Source organism: Streptomyces sp. NPDC058773 (assembly GCF_042746015.1).
GTDB lineage: Bacteria > Actinomycetota > Actinomycetes > Streptomycetales > Streptomycetaceae > Streptomyces.
This window is the reverse complement of the sequence record NZ_JBHYPE010000020.1, coordinates 60,721-82,154: the sequence shown is the minus strand read 5'-3', so window position 1 is coordinate 82,154 and position 21,434 is coordinate 60,721. Positions and strand designations below refer to the sequence as shown.

Genomic DNA, 21,434 nt, shown 5'->3' with positions numbered 1-21,434 from the left:
CGGACGCCCGAACTGACGCGCCCCACCGCCGGTCGACGCTGCCGGAGGTGCCCATGAGCGCAGAGGCCAGTAATCCTGGCGACCCTGGTAACCCTGGAGCAGCGGGCCGCCGGCGCGGCCGCCGCCGACTGGAGCTCAACGGGCTGCGCCGCATCGGCCGCGCCGCGCTCCTCGGCCCGGCCCCGCGCGATGGCCTCCCGCACGCCCTCGAGCACGTCGCCAAGGTCCATCGAGGCCACCATCCCGACGCCGACCTGGACACCCTCACCAAGGCCTATCTGCTCGCCGAGACCTCGCACCGCGGCCAGCTGCGCAAGAGCGGCGAGCCGTACATCACCCACCCCCTCGCGGTGACCCTGATCCTCGCCGAACTCGGCGCCGAGACCACGACGTTGACCGCCTCCCTGCTCCACGACACCGTCGAGGACACGGAAGTGACGCTGGATCAGGTACGGGACCTGTTCGGTGCCGAGGTCTGCTATCTCGTCGACGGCGTCACCAAACTGGAGAAGGTCGACTACGGTGCCGCCGCCGAGCCGGAGACCTTCCGCAAGATGCTGGTGGCGACCGGCAACGACGTCCGGGTGATGTCCATCAAGCTCGCCGACCGGCTGCACAACATGCGCACTCTCGGCGTGATGCGCCCCGAGAAGCAGGCGCGGATCGCCAAGGTGACCCGCGATGTGCTGATCCCGCTCGCCGAACGCCTCGGCGTCCAGGCGCTGAAGGCCGAGCTGGAGGACCTGGTCTTCGCGATCCTGCATCCGGAGGAGTACGCGACCACCGGGGCCCTGGTCGCCGAGTACGCCTCCCGGCCCGATCCGCTCACCGCCCTCGCCCAGCGGGTGCGCACGGTGCTGGACGAGGCCGGTATCGATGCCGAAGTCCTGGTCCGCCCACGGCACTTGGTCTCCGTCCACCGGGTGCGTCTCGCCCGCCGGGAGCTGACCGCCGCGGCCCTGGGGCGGCTGCTTGTCCTGGTCGCCGAGGACGCCGACTGCTACGCCGTCCTCGGCGAGCTGCACACCTGCTTCACCCCGGTCATCTCCGAGTTCAAGGACTTCATCGCGGCCCCCAAGTTCAACCTCTACCAGTCGCTGCACACCGCGGTCACCGGCCCGTCCGGGGAGATCGCCGAGACCCTGATCCGTACGCACCAGATGCACCGGGTCGCCGAGGCCGGGGTGATCGCGCTGGGCAACCCCTACGTCCCCACGGACGGTGTGGACGCCCCCGAGGGCGAGCGGGCCGACCCGACCCGCCCCGGATGGCTCTCCCGGCTGCTGGAGTGGCAGCGCACCACCCCCGACCCGGACACGTTCTGGACCTCGCTGCGCGACGATCTCGCCCAGGACCGGGAGATCACGGTCTTCTGCACCGACGCCCCACCGGCCGCCCCCTCCGGCGGTACGGGCGGCGCCATCGGCCTGCCCGCCGGATCGAGCTGTGTGGACGCCGCCTACGAACGGCACGGCGAGGCGGCGCACTGCTGCATCGGCGCCCGCGTCAACGGCCGGCTCGCCGCCCTTGCCACGGTCCTGCGCGACGGCGACAGCCTGCAGCTGCTGATGGCACCGGACTCCGCGGCCGGCCCCGCTCCCGAATGGCTGGAGCACGTCCGTACCCCCGCCGCCAGGCTCGCCATCGCCCGGTGGCTGGCCGGGTCACGGGAGTCCGGCGCCCGCCCGGCGGGCGCCGGCGAGGGGCTCGGCGCGGCGCCTCCCGCCGACCGCCGCGCCGCGGGGGAGGACGGCCCCGGAGCGGACCCGGTCGCCCCCGCCTCGGTCCTCGCGGTGGCGGATCTGCCGGGCGCGGCGGTCCGGCTGGCCGGCTGCTGCACCCCGGTGCCGCCGGACGCCGTCACCGGCTTCGCCGTCCGCGGCGGCACCGTCACCGTGCACCGCGCCCTGTGCCCCGTCGTGGCGCGGATGGCAGCTGCCGGCCGACAGCCGGTCGGGGTGCGCTGGCGCGGCGCGGGCCAGGGGGGCCACGGCTGCCGGGTCACCCTCCTGGCCGAGGCCTTCAGCCGGCCGCAGCTCCTGGCCGACCTCACCGAGGTCATCGCCTCCCAGGGCGCCGCCGTGGTGTCGGCCGCCGTCGAGCCGCCGCACGAACAGCGGGTCCGCCACACCTACACGCTGCATCTGCCGAACGCCGCCGGGCTGCCGTCCCTGATGCGCGCGATGCGCCAAGTGCCCGGCGTCTTCGATGTGTTGCGCGCCGGCCGGGCCCGGCAGCCCGCGGCCGTGCGCCCCTGAAGTCCCCAGGCGCGTCCGTCGGCTGACGCCCCGTCGGAGGCCGCTCCGCCCGGCGGCGTAAGACGGGTGCCCGATCCGCCGCCCGTTCGGGTGCCGTTTGCCCCGTCACCCGCGGGGGACGGGGCCGCGTTGGTAGCCGTAGTGCATGTCCCTTCCCTCGCGCCGCCCGTCACACGACCCCGACCGCCCCGTCCCCGCCGTGTCCCGTGGCCCGAGCGGGCGGGGCCGGCGGACCGCTCTGCGGGCCGCCGCCCTCGGGCTGGCCGCCCTGACCACCCTCGGCGTGGCCGAGCCGCCGACCGTGGGGCCGCAGGGCCTCGGTGACCGCCTCTTCCCCACCCTCGGCAACACCGGCTACGACGTCACGTCCTATGACGTCTCCCTGGACTACTCCGGCCACAACGACCGGCCGCTGAACGTCACCACCGAGATCACCGCGAGCGCCACCGACGAGCTCGACCATCTCAACCTCGACTTCGCCCGCGGCACCGTGCGCTCCGTGAAGATCGGCGGGCTGGCCGCCCGGCACGAGCAGCACGGCGAGGACCTCGTGCTCACCCCGGCCTTCCACGTCTCCCGTGGCCAGGAGCTGAAGATCTCCATCGAGCACACCAGCGACCCCGGCGGCAAGAGTGACGGCGGCTGGATCCGCACCGTTGACGGGCTGGCCATGGCCAACCAGGCCGACGCCGCACACCGGGTGTTCCCCTGCAACGACCACCCCTCCGACAAGGCGCTCTTCACCTTCCACATCACCGCGCCGCAGCAGCTGACCGCCGTCGCCAACGGGCTGCCGCAGCGCCCCGGCACCCGCGCCGGCCGCCGCACCTGGACCTACCGCACCGCCCATCCCATGGCCACCGAGCTGGCCCAGGTCTCCATCGGGAAGTCCAGTGTGGTGCTGCGGCACGGGCCGCACGGCCTGCCGCTCCGCGATGTCGTCCCGACCGCGCACCGTGCCTCCCTGGCGCCCTGGCTGGCCAAGACGCCGGGCCATCTGTCCTGGATGGAGCGCAGGCTCGGCCCCTTCCCCTTCGAGGCGTACGGGGTGCTGATCGCCGACGCCACCACCGGCTTCGAGCTGGAGACCCAGACCCTCTCGCTCTTCGAGAAGGGCCTGTTCACCACCCACCAGCTGCCCGCCTGGTACGTCGAGTCCGTGATGGTGCACGAGCTGGCCCACCAGTGGTTCGGCGACAGCGTCAGCCCGCGCCGCTGGTCCGACGTCTGGCTCAACGAGGCCCATGCCACCTGGTACGAGGCCCTCTACGCCCAGGAAAAGGGCGGCCCTCCGGCCTCTCTGGAGGCCCGTATGCGCCACGCCTACGAGCAGTCCGACGGCTGGCGCGCCGAGGGCGGACCGCCCGCCGAGCCCAAGGCGCCCAGCCCGGGGCAGAAGATCAGCATCTTCCGCCCGATCGTCTACGACGGCAGCGCGCTGGTCCTCTATGCCCTGCGGCAGAAGATCGGCCCCGCCGCCTTCGACCGCATCGAGCGCGAGTGGGTGGACCGGCACCGCGACGGCGTCGCCGGCACCGCCGACTTCGTCCAGCTGTCCTCCCAGGTCTCCGGACAGGACCTCACCGCGTTCTTCCAGGGATGGCTCTACGGCGAGCGGACCCCGCCGATGCCGGGGCATCCGCAGTGGCAGCCCAGGAAGGGCCCGGCCAAGCCCGGACCCAAGGCCACCGCCCCCGGCCCCGGCGCCAAGGGGACCGCCCCGGCAGCGGGTGGCCCCAAGGTGGCGGCCGGGAAGCCCGGAAAACCGGCGTGACGGTCCTCCCGCGGCGTGGGACCATCGTCAGGTCGGCACCGGCCCGGCCGGGAATCTCCCGGACGGCTCGGACGTTGACACCAGCGACAGCCGCGGGACCACCGCGACGGTCGCCCTGACGACAGTCCCGGTGGGGCCGCGAGGTCCCCGTGCGGGCTTCCCAACGACGCGAAGGATCAAATGACCTCCTCTTCTTCCCTTCCGCAGGACCGGCAGCGCCTCCCCGAGAGCCTTCGGGCGAACGCCCTGATGGAAGAGGACGTCGCCTGGAGCCACGAGATCGACGGGGAGCGTGACGGCGACCAGTACGACCGCTCGGCGCGTGCCGCACTCCGCCGCGTAGCGGGCCTTTCCACCGAGCTCGAGGACGTCACCGAGGTCGAGTACCGCCAGCTCCGCCTGGAGCGGGTGGTGCTCGTCGGTGTCTGGACCACGGGCACGGTCCAGGAGGCGGAGAATTCGCTCGCCGAGCTCGCCGCCCTCGCCGAGACCGCGGGCGCGATGGTGCTCGACGGTGTCATCCAGCGCCGCGACAAGCCTGACCCGGCCACGTACATCGGCTCGGGCAAGGCCCTGGAGCTGCGGGACATCGTGCTCGAATCCGGGGCGGACACCGTGGTGTGTGACGGTGAGCTCTCCCCGGGCCAGCTGATCCACCTCGAGGACGTCGTCAAGGTCAAGGTGGTCGACCGGACCGCCCTGATCCTCGACATCTTCGCCCAGCACGCCAAGTCCCGGGAGGGCAAGGCGCAGGTCTCGCTGGCGCAGATGCAGTACATGCTCCCGCGCCTCCGTGGCTGGGGCCAGTCGCTCTCCCGGCAGATGGGTGGCGGTGGCTCCGGTTCGGCGGGCGGCGGTATGGCCACCCGTGGTCCCGGTGAGACCAAGATCGAGACGGACCGGCGGCGGATCCGCGAGAAGATGGCGAAGATGCGCCGGGAGATCGCGGAGATGAAGACCGGCCGGGACATCAAGCGCCAGGAACGCCGGCGCAACAAGGTCCCCTCGGTCGCCATCGCCGGCTACACCAACGCCGGCAAGTCCTCCCTGCTCAACCGCCTCACCGGCGCCGGTGTCCTGGTGGAGAACGCCCTGTTCGCCACCCTGGACCCGACCGTCCGGCGGGCCGAGACGCCCAGCGGGCGGCTCTACACCCTCGCCGACACCGTCGGCTTCGTCCGGCACCTCCCGCACCACCTCGTCGAGGCCTTCCGCTCCACGATGGAGGAGGTCGGCGACTCCGATCTCATCCTGCATGTGGTCGACGGCTCGCACCCGGTGCCCGAGGAGCAGCTGGCCGCGGTACGCGAGGTGATCCGCGACGTGGGCGCGACGGACGTGCCCGAGATCGTGGTGGTCAACAAGGCCGACGCGGCCGATCCGCTGGTGCTCCAGCGCCTGCTGCGCCGGGAGAAGCACGCCCTCGCGGTCTCGGCCCGTACGGGCCAGGGCATCGAGGAGTTGCTGACCCTGCTCGACGAGGAACTCCCGCGGCCGCAGGTCGAGATCGCGGTGCTGGTGCCCTACACCCAGGGCGCCCTGGTCTCGCGGGCCCACGCCGAGGGCGAGGTCATCTCCGAGGAGCACACCGCCGAGGGCACGGTCCTCAAGGCGCGGGTGCATGAGGAACTGGCCGCCGAGTTCCAGACCTTCGCGCCGGCCGCCTGACCGCCCCGTAGCGCAGCGACGACAAAAGGCCCGCCCCCGGGAGACCGGGGGCGGGCCTTCCTGCTGACCGTGGGCGGAGCGGGCGGCGCCGTCCGGGCACCACCCGCCTCACGCGGTCGCTGCTACTTGTTCGCCCACTTCTTGCTCATGTTGTCGAAGATCGCCTTGGCCTCGGGGCCCAGGTGCGGGCCGGCCGACCAGCGGGCCGGACGCGGGCCCATCGACATGTTGGAGATCAGCTCCGGCTTGCCGTCCGGGCCCTTGGCGAACCAGGGGCCACCGGAGGAACCACCGGTCATGGTGCAGCCGATGCGGTACATGGTCGGCTTCTGGGCGTCCATCGACAGCCGGGTCGGCTTGTCGGTGCACTGCTGCTGCGCCGCACCGTCGAACGGCGGCTCGGCCGGGTAGCCCTGCGCGGTCAGGCTCGGGATCTTGGCCATCGCCGGGGCGTTGAAGTCGACCTTGTAGGCGCCGCCGGCCATCTCCTCCAGCGACTTGCCGCCGGTGCTCTCCTCGGGCTTCACATGCATCAGAGCGAAGTCGTACGGAGCCATCGGCACGCCCGGAACGGCGCCGCCGGCCTTGATCCACTGCTGGGACGTCGCCATGTCGTCCGCCCACCACTTGCCGGAGGGGACGCGCTCCTCGTAGGACTTGCCCTTCAGCTGGCTCTCGGTGCCGCCGGTCTTGTTGAAGTTCGGCACGAACATCATGTTGCGGTACCAGCCGCCGTTCTTGCCGGCGTGCACACAGTGCGCCGCGGTCCACACCAGGTTGGACTTACCGGGGTGCGCCGGGTCCTTGACGACGGTGGCCGAGCAACGCGACCCGCCCTCGGGGGTGCTGAACAGCAGCAGGCCCACGCCGGGAGCGGTCGAGGTGTACGGGGTCTTGACGGCCTGGGCCGGGACGGCGGCGGGCTCGGGGTCGGTCTTGCCCTGGTCCTCCGAGATGTCCTCGGGCTTGGTGTGGTCCTGGGGCGGCTTGACCTTGTCGATCTTGTCCTTGTCCCAGAAGTCCTTGATGATCGGGTTGATGAACTCACCGGCCTCGCGGAGCCACTTGTCCCGGTCCCAGTTCTTCCACTCGCCGTTCTTCCACTTGTCCAGGTCGACGCCGTGTTCCTTCAGCTTGTCCTGGATGTCCTGCGGAATCTTGAAGTCACCCCCGCCCGCGGTGTCCCCGGCGGCCTGGCTGGGCTGGGCGTCCGCCTTGTCGCCTTCCGGACCGCAGCCGGTGGCGGTCAGCGCCATGACGGCGGTGAGGGCGGCGGCGGCCAGGACTGGCCGGCGTATGGATCGCATGGGTGAGTTCCCCCTGGTGGTTCGGACTGAGCCGGTGTGACACAAGCAGATGCGCACCGGATCGGTTCTTTGTCATGAACCTCAAGATCCCGGTGCAACACCCCACTATGCCGGTGACGATGGGGACGGCGGTACTCGGGTCCCCGGTTCCACGCCGTCAAGGATCTTGGCGACAGCCGTGATCTCGCGTCGCCGCCGTCGTTGGTACGGACGGGGGACGGCCGGGCCATCCGCACGGTCCGCGGCCTTCCGCAGCTCACCAGCAGGAGGACACAACTGCCGTGGCGTTGACCGAATCCGTGCCGGCGGCGCCGGCCCACGAGGGGATCCTGCGCCGGCAGTCCCTGCGTGAGTCCGCCGCCCGCACCTACGCGCGCTCGCTGCCCATCGTCCCGGTGCGCGCCCGCGGGCTCACCATCGAGGGCGCCGACGGCAGGCGCTATCTCGACTGTCTCTCCGGCGCCGGCGCCCTGGCGCTCGGCCACAACCACCCGGTGGTCCTCGAAGCGATCCGCACCGTCCTCGACTCCGGTGCGCCGCTGCACGTCCTCGACCTGGCCACACCCGTCAAGGACGCCTTCACCACCGAGCTGTTCGCCACACTGCCCGCAGAGTTGGCCGAAAAGGCACGCATCCAGTTCTGCGGCCCGGCCGGCACGGACGCCGTCGAGGCCGCCTTCAAACTCGTCCGCACCGCGACCGGGCGGGACGGTCTGATGGCCTTCTCCGGCGCCTACCACGGCATGACCTCCGAGGCGCTCGCCGCCTCCGGGGGAGCGCAGCACACCAGCGTGGTCCGGCTGCCCTACCCCTACGACTACCGCTGCCCCTTCCAGACCGGCGGCGAGCGCGGCGCCGAACTCGCCGCGCGCTGGACCCGGAGCCTGCTCGACGACCACAAGAGCGGGGTGTCCCGCCCGGCCGGGATGATTCTGGAACCCGTCCAGGGCGAGGGCGGGGTGATCCCCGCACCGGACAGCTGGCTGCGGCGGATGCGGGAGATCACCGCGGAGCGGCAGATCCCCCTGATCGTGGACGAGGTGCAGACCGGGGTCGGCCGCACCGGCGCCTTCTGGGCGGTGGACCACAGCGGCATCGTGCCCGATGTGCTCGTGCTGTCGAAGGCGATCGGCGGCAGTCTGCCGCTCGCTGTGATCGTCTACCGCGAGGAGCTGGATGCCTGGCAGCCCGGCGCGCACGCCGGCACCTTCCGAGGCAATCAACTCGCCATGGCCGCCGGCGCCGCCACCCTCGCCCATGTCCGCGCGAACGGCCTCGACCGGCGTGCCGGGGAACTCGGCGCCCGGATGCTCGACCGGCTCACCTCCCTCGCCGCCGCCCATGACTGCATCGGCGACGTCCGAGGCCGCGGCCTGATGCTCGGCGTCGAACTCGTCGACCGCGACGCCGACGCCGATGCCACCGGCGCCCGCCCCGCCGCCCCCGAACTCGCCGCCGCCGTCCGGGACGCCTGCCTGGACCGCGGCCTGATCGTCGAACTGGGCGGCCGGCACTCCGCCGTCGTCCGGCTGCTGCCACCCCTGACCATCACCGACGAACAGGCGGACGCGATCCTCGACCGCCTCGCCGACGCCATCACGGCGGCGGTCCGCACCACCCCCGGGCCGATGGGCTCGTCCCCCACGACAATGCGAGGCACCACCCCATGAACGAACGCCCCGGCCCCGACGCCGGCCAGTCCGCCGAGCGCATCCCCGCCCACCAGGGCGCCGGCACCATCGAGTCGGTACCGCGCCAGCAGCGGCGTGCCCCGGACGAGGCCTGCCACCAGCAGCCGCACGAACTCCCCGACCGGGCCGTCCTCCAGGGCGCCCCCGGCCCGCACGACCGTGCCCGTAGCGGTGACCACGACCCGCTCGACCACCCGGACCCGGCGGTCGCCGCCGACGCCGCGGGCATCGAGCACCTCTTGCGCTGCTGGCTCCGGGAAAACGGCATCCACCGCTCGTCCGAAGGGCTGCTGCGCCTCCCGCTCCAGGCCACCGCGACCGCTCTGCTCGTCCCCGTCCGCTACTGGTCGCCCACCGGCTGGCACCGTCTGGGCGCCCCCACCCTCGAAGGCGCCCCGGCCGGCGCCGCCCCGCTGGACGCCGTCACCCTCGCCGCGCTGCTGCGCCGGGAGGCCGCGCACGGCGACCGGCGGGCCCCGTACGGCGGCGAGCACCGGGTCGCGGACGCCGGGGAGCGGCCGGACGCGGACGGCGCGCCGGAGCAGGCACCGGACGGCGACGGCGCCGAACTCGTCGGCCGGGTCGCCAACTCCGTCCGCAATGTCGCCGTCTTCCTCACCGACCGGCGCGCCCGGCCCGCCGACGACCACGGCGCCCTCTTCCTCGAAGCCGAACAGTCCCTCCTCCTCGGCCACCCGCTGCACCCCACACCCAAGAGCCGCGAAGGGCTCTCCGACGCCGAGACCCGCGCCTACTCGCCCGAACTGCGCGGCGCCTTCCCGCTGCACTGGATGGCCGTGCACCGCTCCGTCCTGGCCACCGACTCCGCCTGGACCGAACGGGGCAAGCCCGTGACGGCCGCGCGGCTCACCGCCGGCCTCGCCGGGAGCGGCTGCCAACTCCCCGACGGCACCGTGGCGTTGCCGGTGCACCCCTGGCAGGCCAGGGAACTCGCCGGCCACCCCGACATCACCGCCCTCCGCGAGGCCGGTCTGCTGCACGACCTCGGCGCCCACGGTCCGCTGTGGTACCCCACCTCCTCCGTCCGCACGGTCCACCGCCCCGACGCGGGCGCCATGCTCAAGCTCTCCCTCGGGTTGCGCATCACCAACTCCCGCCGGGAGAACCTCCGTAAGGAGCTGGCCCGCGGTGTCGAGGTGCACCGGCTGCTGCGCACCGGCCTCGCCAAGCAGTGGCAGACCGCCCACCCCGGCTTCGACGTCGTCCGCGACCCGGCCTATCTCGCCGTCGACGGCCTCGACGGCGAGCCGGTCCAGGGCCTCGATGTCGTCATCCGCCACAACCCCTTCAGCACCACCGACGACGCCGTCTGCATCGCCGGTCTCACCTCCACCCGGCCCTGGCCCGGCCGCTCCGGCGTGCGCTCCCGGCTCGAGGACCTCGTCGGTACGCTCAGCGCCCGCACCGGCCGCCCCCTGGGCGCCGTCGCCACCGAGTGGTTCCTGCGCTACCTCGAAGCGGTGGTACGCCCTGTGCTGTGGCTCGACGGCACGGCCGGTGTCGTGCTGGAGGCCCACCAGCAGAACACCGTGGTCCTGCTGGACCCCGACGGCTGGCCGGTCGGCGGGCGCTACCGCGACAACCAGGGCTACTACTTCCGCCTGTCGCGCCGCGCCGAACTGGAACGACGGCTGCCCGGCATCGGCGCGGCCAGCGACACCTTCGTCGCCGACGACGTCACCGACGAGCGCTTCGCCTACTACCTCGGCATCAACAACGTCCTCGGCCTCATCGGGGCGTTCGGCTCCCAGCGCCTGGTCCGCGAGGAGATCCTGCTCGCCGCCTTCCGCCGCTTCCTCGCCGATGCCGCCGCGGCCCCACCGGCACACCGCTCGCCGCTCCCGGAACAGCTGCTGGCCGCCCGCACCCTGCGCTGCAAGGCCAATCTGGCGACCCGGCTGCACGGGATGGATGAACTCGTCGGCCCGGTCGAGACCCAGTCCGTCTACGTCACCCTGCCCAACCCCCTCGCCCCGTAGCCGCCCACCGCGGCCCCCGACAGCAGACCCCCGCCCCCCGTCCCAGGCGCCGGCGCCCCGCGACCCATACGGCCACGCGGCACGCGGCCACGAGAGGAGAGCGTCGCCGTGCCACCCACCGACCCCGGCCGCAGCACCGGCTCCGACGGCACCGTCGGCCTGCGGCCCCCGCCGGAACACCGCGCGCCGTCCGATCACCACCAGTGGCCGCCGGCGTCCCCGGCCGCCGGTCCGCTGCTCGACGACCCGGCGGGCTGGGGAGCGGCCGACACCCCCGCCGGGCCGTTCGCGCTCGTCCCCGTCCGGCCGGAGCGCGATCTCGGCCGGATCGTGGCCTGGATGAACGATCCGGCCGTCGCGGCCTTCTGGGAGCTGGCCGGCCCGCCGGAGACCACCGCCGCCCATCTGCGCGCCCAGCTCGACGGCGACGGCCGCAGCGTGCCCTGCCTGGGGGTGCTGGCCGGGGTCCCGATGAGCTACTGGGAGATGTACCGCGCCGATCTCGACCCGCTCGCCCGCCACTACTCCGCCCGGCCGCACGACATCGGTATCCACCTGCTCATCGGCGGGTCCGGCGACCGCGGACGAGGGCTGGGCAGCACCCTGCTGCGCGCCACCGCCGATCTCGTCCTCGACCACCGCCCGCGGTGCACACGGGTCGTCGCCGAGCCCGATCTGCGCAACACCGCCTCCGTCGCGGCCTTCCTGAGCGCCGGGTACCGCTACGCCGAGGAGATCGAACTGCCCGCGAAACGCGCGGCGTTGATGGTCCGCGACCGCGCCCGCCGCCACCAGCTCTGACCTCGGGGCCGTCCGTCGACGGTCCCGCTCCGGTCCGCCGCCCACCGCGCTGCCCCGGTTGTCCCCCGCACGAGCCGGGGCGGTCCCGCTTCGAGGAGTCCCGCCTTGTCTCCTGAGCCCCAGCCCTCGCACCGCGCCTGGCAGCACGCCGCGCGCCGGCTCTTCGCCAAAACACTGGCGGAATTCGCCTACGAGGAGATCCTCACCCCCGAACCCGACGGCACCGCCCCCGACGGCACCCCGCAATACCGCCTGCCGGTCGGCACCCTCGTCTACCGCTTCCGCGCCCGGCGCGGCGCCTACGGCCACTGGCGCGTCGACCCCGATTCGATCACTCCGGACACGGACCCCTTCCGCTTCCTGACCCATGCCCACGACACCGTGCTGGGCCTGTCCGGTGACACCACCGGCCACCTCATCCGCGAGCTGACCGCCACCCTTGCCGCCGACACCCGCCTCGACGCCACCGCGCTCAGCGCCGCCGAACTCGCCGACCTGGACTACGCCTCCCTCGAAGGCCGCCAGACCGGCCATCCCTGGCTCGTCGCGAACAAGGGCCGGCTCGGCTTCTCGGCCGCCGACGCGGCGACCTGGGCCCCCGAGGCCCGCACCGCCCGGCGTCTGCCCTGGCTCGCCGCGCACCACGGCATCGCCCACTACCGAGGTATCCCCACCCTCGCCACCCCCGATCGTCTCTACGGCGAGGAACTCGACCCCGCCACCCGGCACACCTTCGCCCGCACCGTCGCCGACCAGGGCCTCGACCCCGCCGACTACCTCTATCTCCCCGTGCACCCCTGGCAGTGGGACGAGACCATCGCCCCGCTCTTCGCCCCGCAACTCGCGGACAGATCCATCATCGCGCTGCCCACCGACAACGACCTCCGCCTGCCGCAGCAGTCGATCCGCACCTTCCTCAACCTCAGCCGCCCCGAGGCCCGCACGGTCAAGCTGCCGCTGTCCATCCTCAACACCCTCGTCTGGCGCGGCCTGCCCACCGAACGCACCCTCGCCGCGCCCGCCGTCACCCGCTGGGTCCACGGCCTGCGCGACGCCGACCCGTATCTGCGCGACGAGACCCGGGTGATCCTGCTCGGCGAGACCGCGTCCGTCACCGTCGAGCACCCCCTCTATGACCGGCTGCCGGGCGTCCCGTACCAGTTCAAGGAGCTGCTCGGCTGTATCTGGCGTGAGCCGGTCAACCGCCATCTGGACCCCGGCGAACGCGCCCGCACCCTGGCCGCGCTGCTGCAGACCGACCCCCGGGGCCGCGCCCTGACCGCGGAACTGGTGCACCGCTCGGGCCTGGCCCCGCGCGCCTGGCTGGCCCGGCTGTTCGCCGCGCTGCTGCCGCCTCTGCTGCACTTCCTCTACCGCTACGGCACGGTCTTCTCGCCACACGGCGAGAACGCCATCGTCGTCTTCGACGAGCACGAGGTCCCCACCCGCCTCGCCGTCAAGGACTTCGTCGACGACGTCAACACCAGCTCCCGGCCGCTCCCGGAGCACGACTCCATGCCGGACGACGTACGGGCGGTGCTGCTGACCGAACCGCCCGCCTTCCTCACCCAGTTCATCCATTCCGGCTTGTTCGTCGGCGTCTTCCGCTACCTCGCACCGCTGTGCGCGGACCAACTGGCGGTGCCCGAGGCCGAGTTCTGGGCACTCGTACGGGCGGAGATCCTGCGCCACCACGAACGTTTCCCCGCCCTCAAGGAGCGCTACGAGACCTTCGACCTGCTCACCCCGCGAATCGCGCGGCTGTGCCTGAACCGCAACCGTCTGCATGTGGACGGCTACCGGGACCGCACCGACCGTCCGCACGCGGCGGTGTACGGAACCGTCCCCAATCCGCTCCACATGCCGTGACGGACCCGGCTGTCAGTGGTCCCGCGTAGGCTTGCAGCGCTATGACGAAGCCCTCCCTCCCCGATCTGCTGCACGCCGCCGTCACCGCCGTCGGCGGCACCGAGCGCCCCGGCCAGGTGGCGATGGCCGAGGCCGTCGCCGGGGCCGTGGACGAGAACTCCCACCTCCTCGTCCAGGCCGGCACCGGCACCGGCAAGTCCCTCGGCTACCTGGTCCCGGCGCTCGCGCACGGCGAGAGAGTGGTGGTCGCCACGGCCACCCTGGCCCTCCAGCGCCAGCTCGTGGAGCGCGATCTGCCGCGCACGGTCGACGCGCTGCATCCGCTGCTGCGCCGCCGCCCGGAATTCGCCATGCTCAAGGGCCGCTCGAACTACCTGTGTCTGCACCGCCTCCACGAGGGCGTCCCACAGGAAGAGGAGGACGGCCTCTTCGACGTGTTCGAGCAGGCGACGCCGACCAGCAAGCTCGGCAAGGACCTGCTGCGGCTGCGCGACTGGGCGGACGAGACCGAGACCGGCGACCGCGACGCGCTGACCCCCGGGGTCTCCGACCGCGCCTGGGGCCAGGTCTCGGTCTCCTCCCGGGAGTGCCTGGGCGCCTCGAAGTGTGCGTACGGGGCGGAGTGCTTCGCCGAGGCCGCCAGGGAGCGCGCCAAGCTCGCCGATGTGGTCGTCACCAACCACGCGCTGCTCGCCATCGACGCGATCGAGGGCGCCCCGGTCCTCCCGCAGCACGAGGTCCTGATCATCGACGAGGCCCATGAGCTGGTCTCCCGGGTCACCGGCGTCGCCACCGGCGAGCTCACGCCCGGCCAGGTCAACCGCGCCGTCCGCCGGGCCGCCAAGCTCGTCAACGAGAAGGCCGCGGACCAGCTCCAGACGGCGTCGGAGACCTTCGAACGCCTCATGGAGCTGGCCCTGCCCGGCCGCCTGGAGGAGATCCCCGAGGACCTCGGCTACTGCCTGATGGCGCTGCGGGACGCGGCCCGTACGGTCATCTCGGCGCTCGGCTCGACCCGCGACAAGTCGGTTCAGGACGAGGACGCGGTCCGCAAGCAGGCGCTCGCCTCGCTGGAGAACGTCCATGCCGTCGCCGAGCGCATCGCCAACGGCTCCGAGTACGACGTCGTCTGGTACGAACGCCATGACCGCTTCGGCGCGTCCCTCCGGGTGGCTCCGCTGTCCGTCTCGGGCCTGCTGCGCGAGAAACTCTTCGAGGACCGCTCGGTGACCCTCACCTCCGCCACCCTCAAGCTGGGCGGCGACTTCAACGGGGTCGCCGCCTCCCTGGGCCTGGCCCCCGAGGGCACGGCGGGCGAGGACGTCCCGCCCTGGAAGGGCCTGGACGTCGGCTCCCCCTTCGACTACTCGAAGCAGGGCATCCTCTACGTCGCCAAGCATCTGGCCCAGCCGGGCAGGGAGGGCAGCCGTACGGACATGCTCGATGAGCTCAGCGAGCTGATCGAGGCGGCGGGCGGCCGGACGCTCGGCCTCTTCTCCTCCATGCGCGCCGCCCAGGCCGCCGCGGAGGAGCTGCGCGGCCGGCTGGACCTGCCGATCCTCCTGCAGGGTGAGGAAACCCTCGGCGAGCTGATCCGCGCCTTCGCCGAGGACGCCCGTACCTGCCTGTTCGGCACGCTCTCCCTGTGGCAGGGCGTCGATGTACCGGGGGCGAACTGCCAGCTGGTGGTGATGGACCGGGTGCCGTTCCCGCGTCCGGACGACCCGCTGATGAGCGCCCGGCAGAAGGCCGTGGAGGAGGCCGGCGGCAATGGCTTCATGGCGGTCGCGGCGACCCATGCGGCCCTGTTGATGGCCCAGGGCGCGGGGCGTCTGGTGCGTGCCACCGGCGACCGCGGGGTGGTCGCGGTCCTCGACCCGCGCGTGGAGCGGGCCCGCTACGGCTCCTTCCTCCGCAAGTCGATGCCCGACTTCTGGTACACCACCGACCGCAACCAGGTCCGCCGCTCGCTGGCCGCCATCGACGCAGCAGCACAGGCCTCACAGGCCGACACCCCCTAGGCGGCGCACTTCCGGGGGTCTTGCACCGCAACCCTCCATTGAGCAACTCCCACCGGACCGCCACCCCCTCCGCGAAAGTGGCGCCGGTTCAGGCGCACAGCGCAGAGCCCCGGAACCGGCGCAGTGGTTCCGGGGCTCGGTCGTGAGGGGTGGTTCAGACGCGGCGCAGTACCGCCACCACCTTGCCGAGGATGGTCGCCTCGTCGCCGGGGATCGGCTGGTACGCGGAGTTGTGCGGCAGCAGCCACACATGGCCGTCCTCGCGCTTGAAGCGCTTGACGGTGGCCTCGCCGTCCAGCATCGCGGCGACGATGTCCCCGTTCTCGGCGACCGGCTGGCGGCGGACCGTGACCCAGTCACCGTCGCAGATGGCGGCTTCGATCATGGAGTCGCCGACCACCTTCAGCACGAACAGTTCGCCGTCGCCGACGAGCTGGCGGGGGAGCGGGAAGACGTCCTCGACCGACTCCTCGGCGAGGATCGGGCCGCCGGCGGCGATCCGGCCGACCAGCGGTACATAGGACGCGGCGGGCTTGCCTGCGGTCTCCGTCGCGGCGGTGCTGGTCTGGTCCGAGCCGCGGACCTCGTACGCCCGGGGGCGGTGCGGGTCGCGCCGCAGGAAGCCTTTGCGCTCGAGCGCCATGAGCTGGTGGGCGACGGAGGAGGTGCTGGACAGTCCGACGGCCTGGCCGATCTCGCGCATGGACGGCGGGTAGCCGCGCCGCTGCACGGAATCCCGGATCACCTCGATCACCCGGCGCTGGCGGTCGGTGAGTCCGGAGCTGTCGGCCCGGATGCCTGGGGGCCGGCCCGGCAGTGCACGGGTGGGCTTCTGCTCTTCGGAGTCCGACGTGGCGTCGTCCATCGGCCGCTGTGCCTTCTGCTGGTGTTCGAACCGGCTCTGGGAGTGGCTCTGTGCGGTGATGGTCGCGCTGTCTGCGGTGGTGGTCACGTCGGCCCCTCTCGAAATGTTCTCCCTAGTTAGCCAACGGTAGTTGCTTTCGAAAGGTTGCGCCAAACACACGTTCGAGTGAAATATTCGCAGATTGGTACCCGGATCAAGTGGCTGGGTGTATGGCCGAACGGCATTCCGGGTCTTCGGCAGGGTGCGTGTGCCCGCTTTTCCGGCCGGACGGCGGGGCCCGTCCGCCGTCGCGCGCAGGCCTCGGCGGCCGTCCGTTCCGGCCCGGCCGATTCTGTCATCCCGGCCCCGCCGCACCGCCGGCCGGGTGGCTTCCCGTACCCTCGTGGGCGACCGCCCGGCCCGCCTCCGCCGCGACACGCGGTAGGCAGATGTAAGCGGCCCGACACCACATCTAGTGGTTAGATGCGGTCGGCCACCCAGAAGTTGTGGTGCCTGGTCCCTGAGGGGCCGGGAATCGCCTATGCTGGTGGCTGCTCCGAAGGGCCCGTACGGACCGGCCGAGAGGTCTGTCGCCGTACGTGGGGCTCGTTGGCGTACGTACGTCCGTATATCACAGGGTGAGGAGGGTGGAGCCATGCACTGCCCCTTCTGCAGGCACCCGGACAGCCGGGTCGTCGACAGCCGCACCACCGATGACGGGACGGCGATCCGCCGGCGCCGCCAGTGCCCCGACTGCTCCCGCCGTTTCACGACCATCGAGACGGCGTCACTGATGGTGATCAAGCGGAGCGGGGTCACCGAACCCTTCAGCCGCAACAAGGTCATCGCGGGAGTGCGCAAGGCGTGCCAGGGCCGTCCGGTCACCGAGGACGCCCTCGCCAAACTCGGCCAGCGGGTCGAGGAGGCGGTGCGTGCCACCGGCAGTGCCGAGCTGTCCACCCATGACGTCGGGCTCGCCATACTGGGCCCGCTGCAGGAACTCGACCTCGTCGCGTACCTGCGCTTCGCGTCCGTTTACCGGGCGTTCGACTCGCTTGAGGACTTCGAGGCGGCCATCGCCGAGCTGCGGGAGCAGCGCGAGCTGGGGCCGCCCGGACCGGAATGCGGGACCGAGGGGGAGGCCGGCGGCCCGGCCGTCCCCGTCCCCGCCACCGCCGCCGACTGAGTTCGGCGCGCATCCAGGACCTGTACCGGGGCGAGAGCAGGGCGTCCCGGCCGCAGAAAGACATACACCGTGCCACGGAATGCGTGCGCACATATGGGCGTTTGCCCGTATACAGGGAGGCGGAATGACAGAGACGACGAGCGGCCCGGCACGAGGCTCCCGCGCCAAGGGCAGCAAGGCGAGCAAGGGTCTGCGTATCGAGCGCATCCACACCACACCCGGCGTGCACCCGTACGACGAGGTGGAGTGGGCGTCTCGTGACGTCGTCATGACCAACTGGCGCGACGGCTCGGTCAACTTCGAGCAGCGTGGCGTCGAGTTCCCCGACTTCTGGTCGGTGAACGCGGTCAACATCGTCACGAGCAAGTACTTCCGTGGCGCGGTGGGTTCCCCGACCCGTGAGTCCAGCCTCAAGCAGCTCATCGACCGTGTGGTCAAGACGTACCGGAAGGGCGGCGAGGACAACGGTTACTTCGCCTCCCCGGCGGACGCCGAGATCTTCGAGCACGAGCTGGCCTACGCTCTGCTCCACCAGGTCTTCAGCTTCAACTCCCCGGTGTGGTTCAACGTCGGCACCCAGCAGCCGCAGCAGGTCAGCGCCTGCTTCATCCTCTCCGTCGACGACTCCATGGAGTCGATCCTCGACTGGTACAAGGAAGAGGGGATGATCTTCAAGGGCGGCTCCGGCGCCGGCCTGAACCTCTCCCGTATCCGCTCCTCCAAGGAGCTGCTCTCCTCCGGCGGCAACGCCTCCGGCCCGGTCTCCTTCATGCGCGGCGCCGACGCGTCGGCCGGCACGATCAAGTCGGGCGGCGCCACCCGCCGTGCGGCCAAGATGGTCGTCCTGGACGTGGACCACCCGGACGTCGAGGCCTTCATCGAGACCAAGGTGAAGGAGGAGGAGAAGGTCCGCGCGCTGCGCGACGCGGGCTTCGACATGGACCTGGGCGGCGACGACATCACGTCCGTCCAGTACCAGAACGCCAACAACTCGGTCCGGGTGAACGACGAGTTCATGAAGGCCGTCGAGGCCGGCTCGAAGTTCGGGCTGCGCGGCCGGATGACCGGTGAGGTCATCGAGGAGGTCGACGCCAAGGGTCTCTTCCGCAAGATGGCGGAGGCCGCCTGGGCGTGCGCCGACCCCGGCATCCAGTACGACGACACCATCAACCACTGGCACACCTCGCCGGAGTCGGGCCGGATCACCGCGTCCAACCCCTGCAGCGAGTACATGCACCTGGACAACTCCTCGTGCAACCTCGCCTCGCTCAACCTCCTGAAGTTCCTGCGCGCCGATGACCTGGGCAACCAGTCCTTCGACGCCGAGCGCTTCGCCAAGGTCGTCGAGCTGGTCATCACCGCGATGGACATCTCCATCTGCTTCGCCGACTTCCCGACCCAGAAGATCGGCGAGACCACCCGCGCCTACCGCCAGCTGGGCATCGGCTACGCCAACCTCGGCGCCCTGCTGATGGCCACCGGCCACGCCTACGACTCGGACGGCGGCCGCGCGCTGGCCGGTGCCATCACCTCCCTGATGACGGGCACCTCCTACAAGCGCTCCGCCGAACTGGCCGCGGTCGTCGGTCCGTACGACGGCTACGCCCGTAACGCGGACGCCCACAAGCGCGTCATGAAGCAGCACTCCGACGCCAACGGCACCGCGGTGCGCATGGACGACCTGGACACCCCGGTCTGGGCCGCGGCCACCGAGGCCTGGCAGGACGTCATCCGCCTCGGCGACAAGAACGGCTTCCGCAACGCCCAGGCGTCGGTGCTCGCCCCGACCGGCACCATCGGCCTGATGATGGACTGCGACACCACGGGCGTCGAGCCGGACCTGGCCCTGGTCAAGTTCAAGAAGCTGGTCGGCGGCGGCTCCATGCAGATCGTGAACAACACGGTCCCCAAGGCGCTCAAGCGGCTCGGCTACCAGCCCGAGCAGGTCGAGGCGATCGTCGCGCACATCGCCGACCACGGCAATGTCGTCAACGCCCCCGGTCTGAAGCCCGAGCACTACGAGGTCTTCGACTGCGCCATGGGCGACCGCGCCATCTCCCCGATGGGCCACGTCCGCATGATGGCCGCCGCGCAGCCCTTCCTCTCCGGCGCGATCTCCAAGACGGTCAACGTCCCGGAGACGGCCACCGTCGAGGAGATCGAGGACGTCTACTTCCAGGGCTGGAAGCTCGGCCTGAAGGCGCTGGCGATCTACCGCGACAACTGCAAGGTCGGCCAGCCGCTCTCCGCCAAGAAGAAGGAGGAGGAGAAGAAGGCCGAGGCCGAGCCGGTCGCCGAGAAGAAGGTCGTCGAGTACCGCCCGGTCCGCAAGCGCCTCCCGAAGGGTCGTCCCGGCATCACCACCTCCTTCACGGTCGGCGGCGCCGAGGGCTACATGACCGCCAACTCCTACCCGGACGACGGTCTCGGTGAGGTCTTCCTGAAGATGTCCAAGCAGGGTTCGACCCTCGCGGGCATGATGGACGCCTTCTCCATCGCGGTGTCGGTGGGCCTCCAGTACGGCGTGCCGCTGGAGACCTACGTCTCGAAGTTCACCAACATGCGCTTCGAGCCGGCCGGTATGACCGATGACCCGGACGTGCGGATGGCGCAGTCGATCGTCGACTACATCTTCCGCCGCCTGGCGCTGGACTTCCTGCCGTTCGAGACCCGCTCGGCGCTCGGCATCCACTCCGTCGAGGAGCGCACGCGCCACCTGGAGACCGGTTCGTACGAGCCGTCCGAGGACGAGGTCGACGTCGAGGGCCTGGCCCAGTCGGCGCCCCGCCAGACGGAGTCGGTGACCGAGTCCACCCCGGCGGCGAAGATCGTCGAGGAGGCCGCCGCCCCGGCCCCGAAGCAGGCGCACACCAACGCCGAACTCGTCGAGATGCAGCTGGGCATCAACGCCGACGCCCCCCTGTGCTTCTCCTGCGGGACGAAGATGCAGCGGGCCGGCAGCTGCTACCTGTGCGAGGGCTGCGGGTCGACCAGCGGGTGCAGCTGACAAACGGGCGGTGCTGCCGCGAGAGCAACACGCGGCAACACCTGACAAGTAGTCCCTGACGGAAGGGGCGTCGGCCTCGCGCCGGCGCCCCTTCCGCGCAGTGGCCGCCCCGGTGACACACCTGCCGCTCCAGCGCCCGGCACTTGGAGATCATCCGCGAGAAATGGGGCGACGCAGCGGTGCGGCAGGTCCCACAATCGTCCGGTGACTGACGAGAAGCGCTGCCTCACGCTCCATGTTGTCGTTCCCGATCCTCCGCGGAGCGGCGCCGCCGTGGAGGTCCGCCCGCTGGTCGACGGTGAGGACATCCTGGCCGGTGTGTTCACGGAAGGGCCGGGCGAAGATCCCAAGTACCTCTTGCTGCCGGACGGCCCGCTCGCGCCCGGTACCGAGCCGCACGAGGTGCGGCTGGCCGAGGCCGCGTGCACCGAAGCCTGCTGCGGCGCTCTCTACGTGACCATCCGGCGGGACGGCGACCACGTGGTCTGGAGCGAGTGGCGCAACCCCGACAAGGACGGCGTCGAGCTACCCGAGTTCCGGTTCGATGCCCGGGAGTACTGCGCGGAGGTCGAGCGGGCGGTCGCGGACCACAGTTGGGAGTGGCCGGCGCGAACCGTTGCCCGGCTGCTGGAGCGGGACCTCGGAGCGCGCACCGGCTGGCTTGCACAGTGGGAATGCGAACTCGGCGGAGTGTCTACCTGGCCGTGGCAACCCGACCGGGTCAACGTCTTCTTCTTCCATCCGGGGCGCGCAGCCCTCAGGGAAGACCGCCCGTGGCTGCAATTCCGGATGGTGCTTGCCGTTTCCGGCGACGACCCCGCGGAGCAGGCCGGGAGACTCGCCGAGCACATCGTGGCGGGTGACCCACGGCGGGCGGCCGAGGTCTGTGGCGGATCACGGGTGTTTGCCGGGCAGCTCGGTTACCCCTGGCCGAAGCGGCGGAGAGCCTGATCGAGAGAACTGCCGCACGAGCAGCCGTCGTCGAGGACGCTCAGCCCCCTGCGAGAG

13 protein-coding genes are annotated in these 21,434 nt (G+C 71.7%); 11 read left to right on the top strand and 2 right to left on the bottom strand.

Going from position 1 to position 21,434, the window contains the following annotated elements; genetic code table 11:
• The first annotated feature begins 53 nt into the window (after positions 1-53).
• The 3 genes from ACFW5B_RS19240 (at position 54) to hflX (ending at position 5,700) form a co-directional block, all read left to right on the top strand.
• Positions 54-2,258, top strand: coding sequence for a RelA/SpoT family protein (locus ACFW5B_RS19240; RefSeq protein ID WP_386440515.1), 2,205 nt, complete (start codon positions 54-56; stop codon positions 2,256-2,258).
• Between the two features lie 145 nt (positions 2,259-2,403).
• Complete coding sequence (locus tag ACFW5B_RS19235) at positions 2,404-4,032, top strand: M1 family metallopeptidase (RefSeq protein WP_386440512.1); 1,629 nt, start codon at positions 2,404-2,406, stop codon at positions 4,030-4,032.
• Between the two features lie 180 nt (positions 4,033-4,212).
• On the top strand, positions 4,213-5,700 hold the full coding sequence (gene hflX / locus ACFW5B_RS19230; RefSeq protein ID WP_386440509.1) for a GTPase HflX: 1,488 nt from the start codon (positions 4,213-4,215) through the stop codon (positions 5,698-5,700).
• Positions 5,701-5,822: 122 nt separating this feature from the next.
• Here hflX and ACFW5B_RS19225 read toward each other — a convergent pair whose 3' ends face one another.
• The gene (locus tag ACFW5B_RS19225) at positions 5,823-7,007 is read right to left on the bottom strand and encodes a trypsin-like serine peptidase (protein WP_386440506.1); all 1,185 of its coding nucleotides are present in this window, start codon (positions 7,005-7,007) and stop codon (positions 5,823-5,825) included.
• Between the two features lie 281 nt (positions 7,008-7,288).
• On the opposite strand from ACFW5B_RS19225, the gene ACFW5B_RS19220 reads away from it, so the two are divergent.
• From ACFW5B_RS19220 to ACFW5B_RS19200, 5 genes are all read left to right on the top strand, one after another.
• Positions 7,289-8,677, top strand: coding sequence for a diaminobutyrate--2-oxoglutarate transaminase family protein (locus ACFW5B_RS19220; protein ID WP_386440503.1), 1,389 nt, complete (start codon positions 7,289-7,291; stop codon positions 8,675-8,677).
• The gene (locus ACFW5B_RS19215; RefSeq protein ID WP_386440501.1) at positions 8,674-10,698 is read left to right on the top strand and encodes an IucA/IucC family protein; all 2,025 of its coding nucleotides are present in this window, start codon (positions 8,674-8,676) and stop codon (positions 10,696-10,698) included. The genes ACFW5B_RS19220 and ACFW5B_RS19215 overlap by 4 nt, the downstream gene beginning before the upstream one ends.
• Positions 10,699-10,806: 108 nt before the next feature.
• The gene (locus ACFW5B_RS19210; protein ID WP_386440498.1) at positions 10,807-11,499 is read left to right on the top strand and encodes a GNAT family N-acetyltransferase; all 693 of its coding nucleotides are present in this window, start codon (positions 10,807-10,809) and stop codon (positions 11,497-11,499) included.
• Positions 11,500-11,604: 105 nt separating this feature from the next.
• Complete coding sequence (locus tag ACFW5B_RS19205; protein WP_386440495.1) at positions 11,605-13,368, top strand: IucA/IucC family protein; 1,764 nt, start codon at positions 11,605-11,607, stop codon at positions 13,366-13,368.
• A gap of 41 nt (positions 13,369-13,409) precedes the next feature.
• Positions 13,410-15,389 carry an ATP-dependent DNA helicase gene (locus ACFW5B_RS19200; RefSeq protein WP_386440493.1) on the top strand — a complete coding sequence of 660 codons (1,980 nt, stop codon included), beginning with the start codon at positions 13,410-13,412 and terminating at the stop codon, positions 15,387-15,389.
• Between the two features lie 154 nt (positions 15,390-15,543).
• On the opposite strand, the gene lexA is transcribed toward ACFW5B_RS19200, so the two are convergent.
• Positions 15,544-16,341, bottom strand: coding sequence for a transcriptional repressor LexA (lexA, locus tag ACFW5B_RS19195; RefSeq protein WP_386440490.1), 798 nt, complete (start codon positions 16,339-16,341; stop codon positions 15,544-15,546).
• Positions 16,342-16,888: 547 nt separating this feature from the next.
• On the opposite strand from lexA, the gene nrdR reads away from it, so the two are divergent.
• The 3 genes from nrdR (at position 16,889) to ACFW5B_RS19180 (ending at position 21,377) form a co-directional block, all read left to right on the top strand.
• Entirely contained in the window at positions 16,889-17,419 is a 531-nt protein-coding gene (gene nrdR / locus ACFW5B_RS19190; RefSeq protein ID WP_386440487.1) for a transcriptional regulator NrdR, read from the top strand.
• Positions 17,420-17,543: 124 nt separating this feature from the next.
• Positions 17,544-20,426, top strand: a complete 2,883-nt coding sequence (locus tag ACFW5B_RS19185; RefSeq protein ID WP_386440483.1) for a vitamin B12-dependent ribonucleotide reductase — start codon at positions 17,544-17,546, stop codon at positions 20,424-20,426.
• Between the two features lie 204 nt (positions 20,427-20,630).
• Positions 20,631-21,377, top strand: a complete 747-nt coding sequence (locus ACFW5B_RS19180) for a hypothetical protein (RefSeq protein WP_386440480.1) — start codon at positions 20,631-20,633, stop codon at positions 21,375-21,377.
• Positions 21,378-21,434: the final 57 nt, after the last annotated feature.

Coding starts and splice junctions, on each gene's coding strand:
- ACFW5B_RS19185 (WP_386440483.1), top strand. CDS start 17,544: ATGACAGAGACGACGAGCGGCCCGGCACGAGGCTCCCGCGCCAAGGGC.
- ACFW5B_RS19225 (WP_386440506.1), bottom strand. CDS start 7,007: ATGCGATCCATACGCCGGCCAGTCCTGGCCGCCGCCGCCCTCACCGCC.
- ACFW5B_RS19215 (WP_386440501.1), top strand. CDS start 8,674: ATGAACGAACGCCCCGGCCCCGACGCCGGCCAGTCCGCCGAGCGCATC.
- ACFW5B_RS19235 (WP_386440512.1), top strand. CDS start 2,404: ATGTCCCTTCCCTCGCGCCGCCCGTCACACGACCCCGACCGCCCCGTC.
- ACFW5B_RS19200 (WP_386440493.1), top strand. CDS start 13,410: ATGACGAAGCCCTCCCTCCCCGATCTGCTGCACGCCGCCGTCACCGCC.
- nrdR (WP_386440487.1), top strand. CDS start 16,889: ATGCACTGCCCCTTCTGCAGGCACCCGGACAGCCGGGTCGTCGACAGC.
- ACFW5B_RS19240 (WP_386440515.1), top strand. CDS start 54: ATGAGCGCAGAGGCCAGTAATCCTGGCGACCCTGGTAACCCTGGAGCA.
- hflX (WP_386440509.1), top strand. CDS start 4,213: ATGACCTCCTCTTCTTCCCTTCCGCAGGACCGGCAGCGCCTCCCCGAG.